The sequence below is a fragment of the Enterococcus sp. DIV1067f genome, assembly GCF_050543505.1.
Lineage (GTDB): Bacteria > Bacillota > Bacilli > Lactobacillales > Enterococcaceae > Enterococcus_D > Enterococcus_D entomosocium.
In genome coordinates this window covers 3,325,011-3,340,217 of the sequence record NZ_CP172940.1, presented here as the reverse complement: position 1 = coordinate 3,340,217, position 15,207 = coordinate 3,325,011, and the positions used below count along the sequence as shown (strand labels likewise).

The following is a 15,207-nucleotide window of genomic DNA, read 5'->3' as shown; positions in this document are numbered from 1 at the left end:
AGATGCATAACGAATACATGCGTTTGGCGATCGCAGAAGCCAAAAAAGGGCGTTACCAAACCTTTACCAATCCGCTAGTGGGCGCTGTGATCGTCAAAGAGCAACGGGTCATTGCCAAAGGGGCTCACTTAGTCTATGGGCAGCCCCATGCGGAACGAAACGCCATCGAACAATGCCATTCCTCCGAAGACCTAATCAATTCGACTTTATACGTGACGTTAGAACCTTGCAACCATCAAGGAAAACAGCCGCCTTGCACCCAGCTGATCATCGACAGCGGCATCAAAAAAGTAGTCGTCGGCCAGTTAGACCCTAACCCGATCGTGGCTGGACAAGGCAAGCGCTTTTTAGAAAATCAGGGCATCGACGTGTTGGTGGGTATCGAAGAAACAGAAGTGCGCCGTTTGAATCCACACTATAATTTTTACCATCAGCATCAGCTACCTTACGTGGCATTGAAGCAAGCGATCACTTTAGATGGTCGGATCGCTCATGATGCGCAGACCCGCAGTGCGATCACTGGTTCAGCGGTTTGGCAAAACGTTCATCAAGAACGTGGGGACTACCAAGGGATCTTAGTGGGCAGTCAGACGGTGTTGACGGATGATCCCACCTTATTGACCACGATTGAAACCAGCTTTCCGCCGATTCGCATCGTGGTAGACCGTCGGGGACGAACGCTGTCGCAACCCCAATTGGCACTGTTTGCCGACGATTCGGCACCTGTGTGGATTTTTACGCAGCAGGCAGCTGTCAGTGATTTGCCAGCGCATGTCTCAGTGATCCAGCTGGAAGAGTTGACGATCGCTGCATTGTTGAAGGAGCTTGCCACACGACAGGTCCAATCGCTTTACGTGGAGGGAGGCGCTGCGATCCATGATGCCTTTTTAGCCAGCGGACTGTGGCAAGAAAGCATTACCTATGTGGCGCCAAAGTTTCTTGGGGGCAATAGTCTCGCAAGTTTTACCAGTGAACGTACCCCGAAACAGCTGCAGCAGCTAACAGAGGTGACGGTGACAGCAGTTGGGGAAGATGTTTGCATCCGAGGAAGGAGACAAGAGGAATGTTCACAGGATTGATTCAGGAAAAAGGCCGCATCAAAGAGATCCGCAAGCAAAGCCGCACGATCCAGCTAACCTGCAGTGCGTCGGAAGGCTTGCTGGCGGATTACCAGATCGGAGACAGCATGGCGATCAACGGTACGTGTTTGACGGCGATCGCCAAACAAGCGATGACGTTTACGGTGGATATCATGCCGGAAACCTTTCAACGAACGACCTTTAAACAACTCTCGGTGGGTGCCGAAGTCAATTTGGAGCGAGCGATGGCAGCGACGCAGCGTTTTGAAGGCCACTTTGTCGCAGGCCACATTGATGTAACGACCCGTTTGATCCAGAAAAAGCAGTTGGAAAATGCCTTGATCTTGACGTTTGCTTATCCTGTCAGTGTGCAAGGGGAAATCATTCCGCAAGGGTCGATTGCGATCAATGGCGTCAGTTTGACGGTCACCCAGACGACGGCACAGGCCTTTTCCGTTAGCTTGATCCCCCATTCCAAAGACCAGACGACGCTGGGGCAGTTGAAACAAGGGGAGTGGGTCAATATCGAGACGGATATGATTGGGAAATATGTCAAATACCAACGAAAATGAAAGAAGGCAGACGATGCATAAAGTAGAACAAGCAGTGGAATGGTTAAAAAAAGGCGGCTTAGTGATTGTCGCCGATGATGAAAATCGGGAATCAGAAGGAGATTTGATTGGGATTGCTGAATACGCAACGCCAGAAGCCGTCAATTTTATGGCGACTTATGGCCGCGGCTTGATCTGTGCACCCCTCTCACAAGCGATCGCTGAAAAGCTGGCATTGCCTGCGATGACCGCCAATAATACGGATGCCTTTGGTACCGCGTTTACCATCAGTGTCGATCACGTGATGACGAGTACGGGAATTTCTGCGAAAGACCGGGCAGTGACGATTGAAAAGTTGGCTGATCCTGCGTCACAGGCTGCGGATTTTTATCGCCCTGGACATATCTTCCCATTGACCGCTCAACCTGGCGGCGTGTTGGAACGCAGAGGACATACAGAAGCGGCTGTGGATTTAGCGAAGCTTGCTGGCAGCGTGGAAGCAGCCTACATTTGTGAGATTTTAAATGAAGATGGCACGATGGCTCGGGTCCCAGAATTGAAAAAATTAGCAGAAAAATGGCAGCTGCCGTTTTTGACCATTGATGAGTTGGCGGAATATCTACGAGGAACTGCACCTATCACGGTGGATCTGCCAACGGCTTATGGGGCGTTCCAATTGACCTTATTTGAAGATGAATTCGGCAATGAACACCTTTTACTAGCCAAAGGCGAGATTCAACATACTACCGAGCCGCTGTTACTACGGATCCATTCAGAGTGTTTAACAGGCGATGTCTTCGGCTCTCATCGCTGTGATTGTGGCGAACAGCTGCAAGAAGCTATGCGGCAGATCGAAGCAAAAGGCCGTGGTGCGATTTTGTATCTACGCCAAGAAGGCCGCGGTATTGGCTTGCGGAACAAGCTCCGTGCCTACCAGTTGCAGGAACAAGGATTGGATACGTATGAAGCAAATATTGCATTGGGTTTTGCAGCAGATGCTCGTCATTACACGTTTGCTGCCGATGTTTTACGTTCCTTAGAAGTGCAGGAGATTCAACTGATGACCAACAACCCTGACAAAGTGAAGGAATTAGAAAGCTTAGGGATCAAGGTAGTAGCACGGGTACCGCTGGAGATGCCTGTGCATAAAGAAAACAGCAGCTATTTGAAAACGAAGAAAGAAAAGTTTCACCATTACCTATCTATTTAATCAACCAAAGGAGAATGAGCGATGACAGTATTTGAAGGAACGTTTCAGGGAGAGGCAGTCAAAGTAGGGATCGTGGTTTCACGATTCAACGAGTTTATCACTTCCAAGTTAGTGGAAGGCGCCAAAGACAATTTGGTGCGTCATGGAGTCAAAGCAGAAAACATCGATGTGTATTGGGTACCAGGTGCTTATGAGATTCCGTATATTACCAAAAAAATCGTTGACCACAAACAATACGATGGGATCGTGACATTAGGTGCCTTGATTCGCGGAGCAACGACCCACTATGAATTGATCTCAAATGAAGTGGCGAAAGGCGTAGCCCAAATTGGTCTGAATGCCGACATTCCGATCATGTTTGGTGTATTGACGACTGAAACGATTGAACAAGCCGTTGAACGAGCGGGAACCAAAGCCGGCAATAAAGGCAGTGAAGCCGCTCAAGGTCTTTTGGAGATGATTTCGTTGAATCAGCAAATCCTTGGCAACGCATAGGTTTCACGTTCGAACAAAGGGAAGCTAGCAAGAAAAAGCCTGCCTAAGCATAGGCATTAGACTGGAGACAGACTTCGTACAAAATGAAGTCTGTCTTTTTTCATCATTAAAAAAACTGGATTATTTTGCCGAAGAATTTGCTTCTTCACGGATACCGTGTTTTCGATAGGTCAATGAAGAGAAAAACGCCCAATCAATTACGAACATTAGAATAACTCTTATTTAAGGAAATTTTCAGAAAATTATTTACATTTCACAAAAGGTTCCTTATAATGACTCTATTCATTGAGAGTGATTCTCATTTGCAAATAGATGTCAAAGCAGCATATGGCTTTGGCGCTTTTCATGAGAAGAACTGTTATAAGCGAAAAAACGCACAGATGCTCCTTTTACGATGGCGGCGAGGCAACGGTCAAGGTTGTTTTTGCTGTGAAATCAGGAGGGTTCGTGCTGAATAAAGGAGAATCACATGTCGGTAGGGTTGATTAAATCAAATCGTTGGATGGTTTCGACAATCATTTGCTGTGTTTTAGTTGTCGCCATTCTCTTATCTGCAGGAGTTGCTTTGGCAAACGGACAAGCCAATATCACCCTTGGCGAAGTTTACCAAATTCTCTTCTATAAAATCAGCCATGGATTGGTTGGTGATCTTTCAGGTATTTCAGACGCAAACATCAATATCGTCTGGTTTGTTCGGGCACCGCGGGTCTTGCTCTCTATTTTTGTGGGTATGGGGTTAGCGATCAGTGGGGCGGTGATGCAGGCAGTGGTCCAAAATCCGCTGGCAGATCCCTATATCCTAGGAATCTCTTCTGGCGCATCCCTAGGGGCGACCTTCGCCATCTTAGTCGGTTTTGGCGGCTCGGCGCTAGTCTTCCAGCTGGGCTTATCGTTTGGTGCCTTTGCAGGAGCGGGGATTGCCACCATTTTGGTGCTGCTGCTTGCCAGTATTGGTGGGAAAATGACTTCCACAAAACTTGTGCTGTCGGGGACGATCGTCAGTGCCTTATGCAGCTCTGTTTCAAACTTGATCATCTATCTGGCTAGCAATGCAGAAGGGATGAAGACCGTAGCATTTTGGTCGATGGGCAGCCTAGCCTCGGCTTCTTGGAACAAATTGGGCTTTATCGTGGTTCTGGTTTCTTTGATCACGCTCTTCTTCCTGACGCAATACCGTGTTTTGAATACGCTTTTGCTGGGGGATGAAGTTGCCTCCACCTTAGGGGTCAAGCTGACCTTCTATCGGCGTTTTTACATGCTGCTAGCAGCGCTATTAACTAGTATCATCGTGGCGAATTCTGGGATGATCGGCTTTGTCGGCTTGATCATTCCTCATATCGTACGTGGAGTCAGCGGCTCGGATCATCGCCTGTTGATGCCTTTGACCGCTTTGACAGGCGCGTTGTTTTTGATTTGGGCGGATGTGATCGCCCGCTCGACCCTGCAAGGAGTCGAACTGCCGATCGGGATCATTACAGCGCTGATTGGCGCACCGATCTTTATCTATATCATTGTCAAACGACAATACAACTTTGGGGGGTGACGAGATGAAATTGGCAGTTGAAAAGCTCAATCTGACGATCGGGGATCAGCAGATTCTAAAAGACATCTCCGTCCAAACCGCACAGGGGCAATTTGTCGGCTTGATTGGTTCTAATGGCAGTGGTAAGTCCACGTTGTTAAAAGCCATCTACAAAACGTTGAAACCTGACAGCGGCGACATTTATTTGGGTGAGATGAATATTTTGAAAAGTTCTGAAAAAAAAGTCGCCCAGCAAGTCAGCGTCGTCAGTCAGTTCAATGAGTTGAGCTTTGATTTAACAGTAGAACAGATGGTGCTTTTAGGCCGCACGCCCCACAAGGGGTTGTTGGAACAAGACACCAAAGCCGATCATGAGCTGGTCACCGAAGCCTTAGCCAAAACAGGGCTAAGTGCCTACAGAAAACGCAGCTACCTCTCATTATCAGGAGGCGAAAAACAGCGGGTCGTCCTTGCTCGTGCCATCACCCAAGAACCGAAATTTATGATTCTCGATGAGCCGACCAATCATTTGGATATCCGTTACCAGCTGGAAATCTTAGAGACCGTCAAGCATCTGAAAATTGGCTTGTTGGCGGCGCTGCATAATTTGGAACAAGCTGCCAATTATTGCGACATTATCTATGCCTTAAAAGATGGGCGGGTCATAGGTTATGGCGAACCAGAAACGCTGCTGACAGAAGACCTGATCGAAGAGGTCTATGGCGTGAAATGCAGTATTTACCATCATCCGATCACAGGCGGATTAGGGTTTCATTATTATTTTGAAAAGGAGCAAACAGATGAATAAATGGGGAAAAATGATTGGGGTAGGATTGGCAGTCTTTACATTAAGCGCTTGCGGCAATACGAAGGATGAAGGAACTTCGGCTTCTTCCTCACAGGCAGAAAGTACGTATCCCTTAACCATCAGCAACTACACCAAAGCAGAAGGCGGCACGCAATGGACCGCCAAGGATCAAACCTTTGATGAGGCACCAAAAAAAGTCGTAGCCAACACACGACCAGCAGCGGAATTGCTGCTGCATCTCGGCCTCAAGGATCAGATTGCGGGTGTCGGTGCAACCTTTGGTGCCGCCGATGAGGAAGTTGCTGCTGATTATGCAGAACTCAACGACCTGGGCAGCGACTATATCAGTAAAGAAACAGCCTTAAGTGTGGATCCAGATTTGATTTTTGGCCGCGGGGGACTTTTCGATAATCAAGATTGGGGCGTCGGCACCGTTGATTCCTTGAACGAGATGGGCATTCCGACTTACGTCCAAGAAACCTCTGTCACTGGGGCGACGTTTGATTCTGTTTATCAAGACATTGAAAACCTTGGTAAGCTCTTCAATGTCCCTGAGGCAGCCGCTGCTTTTGAAAAAGAATTAAAGGATCGTCAGAGTGCCTTGGAAGAAAAAGTAGCAGACAAAGAAGAGCAAACCTTTGCCCATCTCTTTATGTCTGATCCAAGTGTGGTCAGTGTCTATGCCGCTCAGGACGAGTCTTTTTTCAATAGCAACTTTGATATGATCAAACTGAACAATGTGTTTCAAGACTATTCAGGAGAAGTCAGTGTCGAAACCTTGATCGAAACGGATCCCGATGTCTTGATCGTCGGCGACTGGTCAACGATCGAAGGCAGTGTTTCCGGTCAAGAAATCATTGAAGGCTTATACAAAAACGACAAACTCTCTAGCATGAAAGCCATCAAAAACAAACAAGTCTACAGCATGGACTACAATTATCTCTTTGGCTACGGCTACCAAGCCTTGACTGGTTTGGAAGAACTGGTAGAGCAAATGGCACAATAAACACCTCCTATTCCCATAAAAAGGAGAACCAACTTTTTATATAATAGAAGAAAATCAACGTTTCACTGGCCGATTGACCACAGAAACGTTGGTTTTTTGTATTTGGGAAAAGCAACCTTTGCCGCTGCCCGTTATGCAACAAGTCGCCCGTTAGCTGTTTTTTTCTGTCTCTTGGTTCATTTGATAGCGAGACAAAAGCTTTTCTTTGTGTTTTTGCATGATTGTTTCCAGAGAAATATCGTATTTATCGGCGAGAATAAATAAGTTATCCAGTACATCGCCCAATTCTTCCGTCAGATTTGCCAGTTTTTCTTCCGGCAAGCCTTCTTGTTCATCGGGACGGTCACGACCGATTTCCAATGTCCGAATGGCACGGCTCACTTCCCCGACTTCCTCTGCTAAAAAATTCGCCCGAATAAACGGATCGTACTGATACCAATTGCGGGCTTTGTAGAAGTCACTGATAAATCGTTGATACTCCTCAATGTTCATAAATTTTTTTCCATCCTTTCCCAGAACCTTTATCAGAATCATGATATACTATTTCAAAATGATTGAGAAGGATGATGGAGAGTTTTATGAAAATTGCAGTCTATTGTGGTGCCAGTGTCGGTAATGAACCTAGTTTTGCAACAGCCGCCCAAGAATTGGGGCAGTGGATCGCCTCACGGCAAAATACACTGGTTTATGGCGGCGGAAAAGCGGGCTTGATGGGCGTATTGGCAGATGCTGTCTTAGAAAATGGCGGTCAGGTGATCGGGGTGATCCCAACATTTTTAAAAGATCGGGAACTAGCACATCCTGGATTGACCGAACTCCATGTCGTCGAGACGATGTCAGAAAGAAAACGAAAAATGTTCGAATTGTCGCAGGCGTTTGTCGCACTGCCAGGTGGTCCGGGTACGCTGGAAGAAATCACGGAGATGATCTCGTGGTCAAGAATCGGTCAAAACCCGAATCCTTGTGCTTTTTATGATGTGAACAACTTTTACCACGCAACGAGAGCCTTGTATGACAATATGGTGGAAAATGAGTTCTTGACGCAGGCCGATCGCGAAAAAATCGGCTTTGCGCAAACAACCCAGGAGCTGGAAGCTTTTATTCAAGCCTACGAACCGCCAGTTATTCGGCAGTATTAAGCGTCTGTTGCAAAAGAGCAAGGCGAAGCACCGGCGGGTGTCGTCTTGCTCTTTTGCTTCTTTGACGCATTCTTAGTATAATGGGGTTTGTTTTGCAAGTGGGGGTCATAAAATAAGATCCTTGGACAAAGAAATGGAGCGTAAATCATGACAACAAATTTTTGGGCTGAATTGCCGAAGCCTTTTTTTATTCTAGCACCAATGGAAGATGTCACCGATGTCGTTTTTCGGCATGTCGTTCAAGCTGCCGGCGCACCAGATGTTTTCTTTACGGAATTTACCAACTCCGATAGTTACTGTCATCCAGAAGGACGCGACAGTGTGCGGGGACGTTTAGTCTTCACCGAAGATGAGCAACCGATGGTGGCGCACATTTGGGGTGACAAGCCAGAGTATTTCCGTGAAATGAGTATCGGATTAGCCGAGATGGGATTTAAAGGGATTGACTTAAATATGGGCTGTCCAGTGCCAAACGTTGCCGGACGAGGCAAAGGCAGCGGCTTGATCTTGCGACCAGAAGTTGCTGCTGAGCTGATCCAAGCAGCCAAAGCTGGCGGCTTGCCGGTCAGCGTCAAGACGCGTTTGGGCTATACCGAACTAGGGGAAATGGAAGCCTGGTTGACCCATGTCCTGCAACAAGATATCGCTAACCTTTCGATCCATTTGCGAACCCGCAAAGAAATGAGCAAGGTCGATGCCCATTGGGAATTGATTCCTGAAGTGGTGGCCTTGCGGGACCGAATCGCCCCACAAACGAAGCTGACGATCAACGGCGATATCCCTGATCGTACCAAAGGTTTAGAGCTAGCAGAAAAATATGGCGTAGACGGAATCATGATCGGTCGGGGTATTTTCAAGAATCCCTATGCCTTTGAAAAAGAACCGAAAGAGCATACCTCAGAAGAGCTATTAGGCTTGCTACAGCTGCAATTAGACTTGCAGGATCATTACGCCAAAATGGTGCCACGCTCGATCGCAGGATTGCATCGTTTCTTTAAAATCTATGTCAAAGGCTTCCCTGGAGCCAGTGATTTGCGGGCAAAATTGATGAATACCAAATCAACGGATGAAGTTCGGCAACTGCTGGCAGAGTTTGCGGAGAAAAAGAACCACGAGGAAAGTATTGAAGCGTAAGTTTCAATGCTTTTTTCGTTTTTGGTTGCTGTACCCGCTCTCAATGTCAATCCTTTCTTGACAATAGATAGGTACCTATGTAAAATGGAGAACGGACTTTTAACTAGGTACCTATCTAAATAGTGAAGAGGCGAAAGGAGCTGAAGATCGATGGTTTCCGAACAAGAAATCGTGGAACGATTGTTTGAAGTGTATAAATTAAATCGGCGGTATGCGGAACAAAAGTATGGACGCTTTATGCCGGGACGGGGGCAGTTCAATTGCTTACTGGTATTGGACGAAAAAGGCACGTTGACCCAAAAAGATCTCGCCGCGTATTTAGCGATTCGTTCGACATCCACTGGCGAACTACTAAAGAAACTGGCTGAAAAAGGGCTGATCCAAAAAGAAGTCGATCCGAAAGATAAACGCAGTCATTTGATTTCGCTGACAGAAGCAGGCAAGGAAGAGGCACAGCGAATGAAAGAAAAACGCAGCAAGGCGCACCAAGAAATGCTGACCTATTTGACGGCAGAAGAAAAACAAGCCTTTGGTCAAGCCTTAGCAAAAATCGAACAGTTTTATCTTGAGAAGGAGGCGGACGTTGATTGAGTGAAACAGTCCAACGAACGGAACGTCAGCGGACGCTGATTTTTATTAATTTAATGATTACATGTATTGCCGTATCCATGTTGGCGACCGCATTGACGACGGCTTTACCCGCCATCGTCAATGACTTGCAGATTTCCGTCACTACGGGCCAATGGCTGACTAGCGGGTATTCTTTGGCAATGGCGATCGTTATGCCCTTGACGGCATATCTTATGAATCGTGTGCCAACCAAAAAGCTCTATCTCGCTGCATTAGGAATCGCTCTGGTGGGTTTGCTGCTTTGTGCCACAGCGCCCAATTTTCTAGTCATGATGCTTGCTCGTATTTTGCAGGCCGTAGGCAATGGAATCTTGACCGCGATGGCACAAGTGATCCTCTTATCGATTTATCCGATCAATCGCATCGGTGTCGTGATGGGCTGGTATGGACTCTCAATCACCGCGGCACCTGTGATCGCACCGACGATCGCTGGGCTGATCGTGGACCGCTTGAACTGGCATGCGATTTTTTATATCGTTGCCGTGATTGTTTTGATCTCATTGATTTGGGCCATAAAGGTTTTTGATGATGTGTTGCCAGTAAGCAACAGCAAATTTGATCAGACCTCTTTTGTTTTGAGTGCCTTCGCCTTTGGTGGGATCACTTTAGGCTTTGGAAACATCGGCAGCTATGGCTTTTTCAGCTTGCCGGTTTTAGGAACCTTAGCGATCGGTTTAATAGCAGGGATCTTCTTTGTCTTCCGTCAATTAAGAGCAGAAACCCCATTTTTGGATCTGCGGGTCTTAAAAACAAAAGAGTATGCCATCAGTGTCTTTGGCAGTATCATGCTTTACTTGGTCTTGATGGGTTCGGCGATGCTGATGCCGCTTTATGTGCAGTCGATTTTAGGCAAATCAGCGACGATCTCAGGATTAGTCGTTTTGCCAGGTTCCCTAGTCTCGGCTTTTTTAAGTCCGGTGGCTGGACGAATCTATGACAAAGTCGGCATCCGTCTGTTGACGATTTTCGGCGGCGGCTCACTGGTCTTGAGCAACATCGGCATGTATTTCATCCATATACACACGGGTATTTGGGTAGCAGTGGTCTTGAACATGCTGCGCTGTGCCGCCACAGGCTGTTTGTTGATGCCCTTCGTGACGTGGGGAAATAAAAATATTCCGCCGCAGTTGACGGCGCATGGAACAGCATTATTGACTTCTTTGCGGACGGTGGCAGGCGCTATCGGGACAGCATTATTTGTCGGGATCATGAATAGTGTGGCGCAAAACAGCACGACCTTAACGGGGACGAGTGCACTGCTTCACGGGATGAATGTTTCTTTCTTATTGATGACGATCGCTTCTGGTCTGCTGTTTGCAACGGGGCTATTTTTGATTCGTGATCAGAAACCAGAAGCCGTGTGGCTGGAAGGTGCGGAGGAACCGCTGGAATAAAGAGGGGCACCTTTCTTTGAAGGGTGCTTTTCTTGATTTATTTCATGAAACTCTATGAAAAACCAAAAAATTCGATATAATAAGATAACTTATGGTTTAGGAGGAGTATTTTTTTTCAGGAAAGACTTGTTTTCATGGAAAAAAATCAGGGAGAAAATGAAGAATAAAGGCGTTTATTTTGGGTTGTCTGCCTATGTCTTGTGGGGCTTGGTCACACTATATTGGAAAATAATCGTTGGGGTTTCGCCATTAGCAACGATGTGCTACCGAATCGTGTGGTCCTTTGTTTTTATGGTGCTGTTTATTTTGCTTTCCGGGAAGAAAAAGCAATTTTTACAAGAAGCGCGTCTGCTGTGGAAGAACAAAGTGTTTGCTGGACTGATCGTTTTAGCTTCTGTGCTGATCTCCATCAACTGGTTCACCTTTATCTTTGCGGTGAGTGCGGGCCATGTGATGCAAGCCAGCTTAGGCTATTATATCAATCCGCTAGTCAATGTCTTGTTAGCAACCGTTTTTTTGAAAGAACGTCTTAGTCGTACTGGCATGCTGGCGTGTCTGCTGGCAAGTATCGGGGTGATCTTATTATCGATCCAAACAGGAACGATTCCTTATGCCTCACTGATCATGGCCTTTTCCTTTAGTACGTATGGCTTGATCAAAAAAAGAATCCCTATTAGTTCCGTCACTGGGTTAACGATCGAGACGATGGTGATTTTTCCCTTTGCGCTCGTGTATATTTTAGGGTTTTCAACCGTCGGCTTTATGAATTATCCCTTGCAAACCAATCTCTTATTGATGGGTGCCGGGATCGTGACGGCTATTCCGTTGTTGCTGTTTGCGGAAGCAGCGAAAAATGTTTCTTACATTACGCTTGGATTTATTCAATACGTCAATCCGACGATCATGCTTTTGTTGGCCATCTTTTTGTTTCACGAAACCTATTCACTGGCCCAATTTTCCGCCTTTGCGTTTATTTGGCTGGGGATCGCGGTCTTCACCTATGGTACGTTAGGCACGGCGATGAAAGAGCGGCGCATGGGACAGCAAAGAAAGCAACTCTGATACATTAGGAATGGCTGCAGCTGAGCCATTCCTTTTTTTATTAAAAAACAACTCAATTTAGATAGTGAAGGATGTTGCAAGGAGAATTGTTCAATGGTATAACAAAGGAAAAGCACGTTGCAGAAATTCTGATTGAAAAGGGTTGCATCTGCCACAGGGGTGTGTTATTATTCTTTCAGTTACAAGGATTGTTACTGTTCGGCAGGCAAAACCAGAATTGACCGTAGCGCGCTAATGGGGAGATTCTAGGTTTTTTTATTTTGGAGTGAGGGAAAACGATGGTTATTGGGAAAATATTAAATAATAATGTCGTCATCTCGACCAATGATGCCGGTCAGGAAGTGATCTATATGGGTCGTGGCATTGCGTTTAAGAAGAAGGTCGGCGATCCAGTGGATGAAGCCTTTGTCGAAAAAGAATTTGTGTTAAAGGATACGTTTACCGCAAATCAGTTTCAGCAATTGTTTTCAGACATTCCTGTGGAAGAAGTCGAAGCCGTCAAGCAAGTGGTGGATGATGCAGAAGCGTCATTGGGGATCGAGCTGTCGCCAAATATTTATTTGACACTGACCGATCATATCCATTATGCGCTAGTTCGGGCACGTGAAGGCATTGAGCTGCCGAATCCATTGTTGTTTGAGACCCGCAAATTTTATCCGAAAGAGTATGCGGTTGCAGCAGATGCCGTTGCTTATTTTGAAAAAGTCTTCGGGATTTCATTGCCGGAATCGGAAATTGGCTTTATCGCCTTTCATATCGTCAATAGCGAACAAGCAAATGGTACGATGGAAACCACGATGCAAGCGGTAGAGATCGTTCGTGACGTATTGGCGATCATCAGTCGTTTTTATGGACGAGTCTTTAACCCAGATTCCTTGAACTATCAACGGATCACCACGCATTTACAGTATTTTGCGCAGCGCTATTTAAGCGATGAACTTTCGGGGGAAAAAGATGAATTTTTATTTGCCCTTGTGCAATCGAAGTACCCTAAAGCGTTTCAAACGGTTCAACGGATCAACGAATATTTGATCAAAACCTACGACAAATCGATCGGTGAATCAGAAATGATCTACTTAACGATCCATATCGAACGTGTCGTCAATGATCAAACCAATTAACATTCAATCATTAACGGATTGTTACTGTCAGGCAGGCAATACCCAGATTGAAAAGACAACAGTCAGCGAGGAAAAGACTCGTTGGACGGTCGTTTTTTCAATCTGGGTTTTTTTATTAAAAAAGGAGTGTTGAAAAAATGAGTTCAAATAAAGAAATTGCCGTTCGCGTCCTCGATGCGGTGGGCGGCAAAGAAAATGTCAATAGCGTGGTGCATTGTGCGACCCGCTTGCGTTTCAAATTAAAAGATGAGAACAAAGCGGATACGGCACGCTTGAATCAAGACGACGACGTGATCCAAGTCGTTCAAAGCGGCGGACAATACCAAGTGGTGATCGGCAGTCATGTCAGCGACGTTTACCGTGAATTGAATGGAGTAGCGAACTTCGATGGTGAAGCAGACAGCAAAGGCGACAAAGGCAACCTGTTGAATCAACTGGTGGATATTATTTCGTCGATCTTCACGCCGTTTTTAGGCGCAATGGCAGGTGCCGGGGTCTTAAAAGGATTCTTGACGCTGGCAGTCACCTTGAATTGGTTAGCAGCTGATTCTGGGGTCTACACCGTATTGTATGCGATTGCCGATGGGTTGTTTACCTATTTACCAGTGATGTTGGCTTTTACTGCAGCGAAAAAGTTTCGCACCAATGAATTTCTAGCGGTTTCCTTAGCGATGGCGTTGGTTCATCCAGACATTACCGCTTTGGCTGGACAAACCTTGAGTTTCTTAGGCCTACCGGTCATTATTGGTGCTAGTGCTTATACGTCTTCAGTCATTCCGATTATTTTAGCGGTCTTTTTACAAAGCTATGTGGAGCGTTTCTTTAAAAAAGTCATTCCTAGCTTCTTACAGATCATCTGTGTACCTTTAGCGGTCTTCTTGATCATGGCGCCATTGACCTTTATTGTCGTCGGTCCACTAGGAACGATTTTAGGAAACTTGTTAGGTAGTGCTTACGACAGCATTTACCACTTCAGCCCACTGATCGCTGGTGCTGTTATGGGTGGTTTATGGCAAGTCTTTGTGATGTTTGGCATGCACTGGGGCTTTGTGCCGATCATCATGTTGAATCTCAGTCAAACCGGTGTCGATACCATGGTACCAATGCTGTTGCCAGCTGTCCTTTCTCAAGGTGGTGCAGCGCTAGCAGTGTTCTTTATGACAAAAAATGTGAAATTGAAAGGCTTGGCCCTTTCTTCAACGATCACCTCAATTTTTGGGATCACAGAACCGACGGTGTATGGGGTAACCTTGCCATTGAAAAAACCATTTATCGCCGCGTGTATCAGTGGTGCCATCGGGGGAGCCTTCATCGGCTTCAGCCAAGTCGAAAACTATACCTTTGGGTTAGTCAGCTTACTAAGTCTTCCTTCCTTTATCCCACAAGATACGAAAGATCTAAGTGGTCTGATCGCAGCTTCAATCGGAACGGCTATCGCTTTTGGCGCCGCGTTTGTCTTGACCTTCTTCTTACGTTTTGAAGATCAGCCAGCAACCGAAGCCAGTGCAGCACCAGCAAAAGAGCCAGCAGCACCCACAGATAGTTCGTCTAAAGAACGAGTGATCCTCAGTAGTCCGTTAGAAGGCAAAGTGGTTCCCTTAGCAGAAGTCAAAGACCAAGTCTTTTCTTCTGGTGCATTAGGAAAAGGCATCGCCATCGAACCGACCGTCGGGGCTTTGTATGCGCCGGCAGATGGCACCATCACGACGCTCTTTCCTACCGGCCATGCTGTTGGTTTGACCACTACGGATGGAGCAGAAGTCTTGATGCATATTGGTATGGATACCGTGGAACTAGATGGCAAAGGCTTTGAGGTCTTTGTTAAACAAGACGATCAAGTCAAACGCGGTGATTTGTTGGTGAAGTTTGATCTAGATACGATCAAAGCTGCCGGCTTATCCACGATTACACCAATCGTTGTGACGAATACGCCGCAATATTTAGATGTGATGGATATGAATCAAACCGATGTCTTGCAAGGAGAAGACTTCTTAGCCATCGTAAAATAAGCAAAAGAAACCCGATCCTCGACTGAATATCAGCAAGGATCGGGTTT

15 protein-coding genes are annotated in these 15,207 nt (G+C 46.4%); 14 read left to right on the top strand and 1 reads right to left on the bottom strand.

Annotation, left to right across the window (positions count from 1 at the left end; translation table 11 throughout):
* Positions 1-2: 2 nt before the first annotated feature.
* From ribD to IGJ42_RS15510, 7 genes are all read left to right on the top strand, one after another.
* The gene (gene ribD, locus IGJ42_RS15540; RefSeq protein WP_429946857.1) at positions 3-1,079 is read left to right on the top strand and encodes a bifunctional diaminohydroxyphosphoribosylaminopyrimidine deaminase/5-amino-6-(5-phosphoribosylamino)uracil reductase RibD; all 1,077 of its coding nucleotides are present in this window, start codon (positions 3-5) and stop codon (positions 1,077-1,079) included.
* Entirely contained in the window at positions 1,064-1,651 is a 588-nt protein-coding gene (locus IGJ42_RS15535; protein ID WP_005233260.1) for a riboflavin synthase, read from the top strand. The genes ribD and IGJ42_RS15535 overlap by 16 nt, the downstream gene beginning before the upstream one ends.
* Positions 1,629-2,840, top strand: coding sequence for a 3,4-dihydroxy-2-butanone-4-phosphate synthase (ribB, locus tag IGJ42_RS15530; protein ID WP_429946856.1), 1,212 nt, complete (start codon positions 1,629-1,631; stop codon positions 2,838-2,840). The genes IGJ42_RS15535 and ribB overlap by 23 nt, the downstream gene beginning before the upstream one ends.
* A 21-nt stretch (positions 2,841-2,861) precedes the next feature.
* A complete protein-coding gene (gene ribH, locus IGJ42_RS15525; RefSeq protein WP_005233264.1) occupies positions 2,862-3,335 on the top strand; it encodes a 6,7-dimethyl-8-ribityllumazine synthase in 474 nt (157 codons plus the stop codon).
* A 469-nt stretch (positions 3,336-3,804) separates the two neighbouring features.
* Positions 3,805-4,878 (top strand): FecCD family ABC transporter permease, encoded by a 1,074-nt coding sequence (locus tag IGJ42_RS15520; RefSeq protein ID WP_429946855.1) that lies wholly within the window; start codon positions 3,805-3,807, stop codon positions 4,876-4,878.
* Between the two features lie 4 nt (positions 4,879-4,882).
* Positions 4,883-5,665 carry an ABC transporter ATP-binding protein gene (locus tag IGJ42_RS15515; RefSeq protein WP_429946854.1) on the top strand — a complete coding sequence of 261 codons (783 nt, stop codon included), beginning with the start codon at positions 4,883-4,885 and terminating at the stop codon, positions 5,663-5,665.
* Entirely contained in the window at positions 5,658-6,671 is a 1,014-nt protein-coding gene (locus IGJ42_RS15510; RefSeq protein WP_429946853.1) for an ABC transporter substrate-binding protein, read from the top strand. The genes IGJ42_RS15515 and IGJ42_RS15510 overlap by 8 nt, the downstream gene beginning before the upstream one ends.
* Positions 6,672-6,821: 150 nt before the next feature.
* On the opposite strand, the gene IGJ42_RS15505 is transcribed toward IGJ42_RS15510, so the two are convergent.
* Entirely contained in the window at positions 6,822-7,163 is a 342-nt protein-coding gene (locus IGJ42_RS15505; RefSeq protein WP_034872892.1) for a MazG nucleotide pyrophosphohydrolase domain-containing protein, read from the bottom strand.
* A gap of 86 nt (positions 7,164-7,249) precedes the next feature.
* Here IGJ42_RS15505 and IGJ42_RS15500 point away from each other — a divergent pair, with 86 nt between their 5' ends.
* The 7 genes from IGJ42_RS15500 (at position 7,250) to IGJ42_RS15470 (ending at position 15,160) form a co-directional block, all read left to right on the top strand.
* Entirely contained in the window at positions 7,250-7,810 is a 561-nt protein-coding gene (locus IGJ42_RS15500) for a TIGR00730 family Rossman fold protein (RefSeq protein ID WP_429946851.1), read from the top strand.
* Positions 7,811-7,957: 147 nt separating this feature from the next.
* A complete protein-coding gene (locus IGJ42_RS15495; RefSeq protein WP_005230648.1) occupies positions 7,958-8,944 on the top strand; it encodes a tRNA dihydrouridine synthase in 987 nt (328 codons plus the stop codon).
* A 150-nt stretch (positions 8,945-9,094) separates the two neighbouring features.
* Positions 9,095-9,535, top strand: a complete 441-nt coding sequence (locus IGJ42_RS15490; protein ID WP_005230651.1) for a MarR family winged helix-turn-helix transcriptional regulator — start codon at positions 9,095-9,097, stop codon at positions 9,533-9,535.
* Positions 9,532-10,968, top strand: a complete 1,437-nt coding sequence (locus IGJ42_RS15485; protein ID WP_228100784.1) for an MDR family MFS transporter — start codon at positions 9,532-9,534, stop codon at positions 10,966-10,968. The genes IGJ42_RS15490 and IGJ42_RS15485 overlap by 4 nt, the downstream gene beginning before the upstream one ends.
* Before the next feature lie 156 nt (positions 10,969-11,124).
* Positions 11,125-12,030 (top strand): EamA family transporter RarD, encoded by a 906-nt coding sequence (gene rarD, locus IGJ42_RS15480; RefSeq protein WP_008380213.1) that lies wholly within the window; start codon positions 11,125-11,127, stop codon positions 12,028-12,030.
* 278 nt (positions 12,031-12,308) lie between these two features.
* A complete protein-coding gene (licT, locus tag IGJ42_RS15475) occupies positions 12,309-13,151 on the top strand; it encodes a BglG family transcription antiterminator LicT (RefSeq protein WP_005233287.1) in 843 nt (280 codons plus the stop codon).
* A 137-nt stretch (positions 13,152-13,288) separates the two neighbouring features.
* Positions 13,289-15,160: a beta-glucoside-specific PTS transporter subunit IIABC gene (locus tag IGJ42_RS15470; RefSeq protein ID WP_086372413.1), complete on the top strand. Its 1,872-nt coding sequence runs from the start codon at positions 13,289-13,291 to the stop codon at positions 15,158-15,160.
* Positions 15,161-15,207: the final 47 nt, after the last annotated feature.

What these genes read in the sequence shown, in the direction of transcription:
- ribD (WP_429946857.1), top strand. Translation starts at nt 3, where the DNA reads ATGCATAACGAATACATGCGTTTGGCGATCGCAGAAGCCAAAAAAGGG.
- IGJ42_RS15535 (WP_005233260.1), top strand. Translation starts at nt 1,064, where the DNA reads ATGTTCACAGGATTGATTCAGGAAAAAGGCCGCATCAAAGAGATCCGC.
- ribB (WP_429946856.1), top strand. Translation starts at nt 1,629, where the DNA reads ATGTCAAATACCAACGAAAATGAAAGAAGGCAGACGATGCATAAAGTA.
- ribH (WP_005233264.1), top strand. Translation starts at nt 2,862, where the DNA reads ATGACAGTATTTGAAGGAACGTTTCAGGGAGAGGCAGTCAAAGTAGGG.
- IGJ42_RS15520 (WP_429946855.1), top strand. Translation starts at nt 3,805, where the DNA reads ATGTCGGTAGGGTTGATTAAATCAAATCGTTGGATGGTTTCGACAATC.
- IGJ42_RS15515 (WP_429946854.1), top strand. Translation starts at nt 4,883, where the DNA reads ATGAAATTGGCAGTTGAAAAGCTCAATCTGACGATCGGGGATCAGCAG.
- IGJ42_RS15510 (WP_429946853.1), top strand. Translation starts at nt 5,658, where the DNA reads ATGAATAAATGGGGAAAAATGATTGGGGTAGGATTGGCAGTCTTTACA.
- IGJ42_RS15505 (WP_034872892.1), bottom strand. Translation starts at nt 7,163, where the DNA reads ATGAACATTGAGGAGTATCAACGATTTATCAGTGACTTCTACAAAGCC.
- IGJ42_RS15500 (WP_429946851.1), top strand. Translation starts at nt 7,250, where the DNA reads ATGAAAATTGCAGTCTATTGTGGTGCCAGTGTCGGTAATGAACCTAGT.
- IGJ42_RS15495 (WP_005230648.1), top strand. Translation starts at nt 7,958, where the DNA reads ATGACAACAAATTTTTGGGCTGAATTGCCGAAGCCTTTTTTTATTCTA.
- IGJ42_RS15490 (WP_005230651.1), top strand. Translation starts at nt 9,095, where the DNA reads ATGGTTTCCGAACAAGAAATCGTGGAACGATTGTTTGAAGTGTATAAA.
- rarD (WP_008380213.1), top strand. Translation starts at nt 11,125, where the DNA reads ATGAAGAATAAAGGCGTTTATTTTGGGTTGTCTGCCTATGTCTTGTGG.
- licT (WP_005233287.1), top strand. Translation starts at nt 12,309, where the DNA reads ATGGTTATTGGGAAAATATTAAATAATAATGTCGTCATCTCGACCAAT.
- IGJ42_RS15470 (WP_086372413.1), top strand. Translation starts at nt 13,289, where the DNA reads ATGAGTTCAAATAAAGAAATTGCCGTTCGCGTCCTCGATGCGGTGGGC.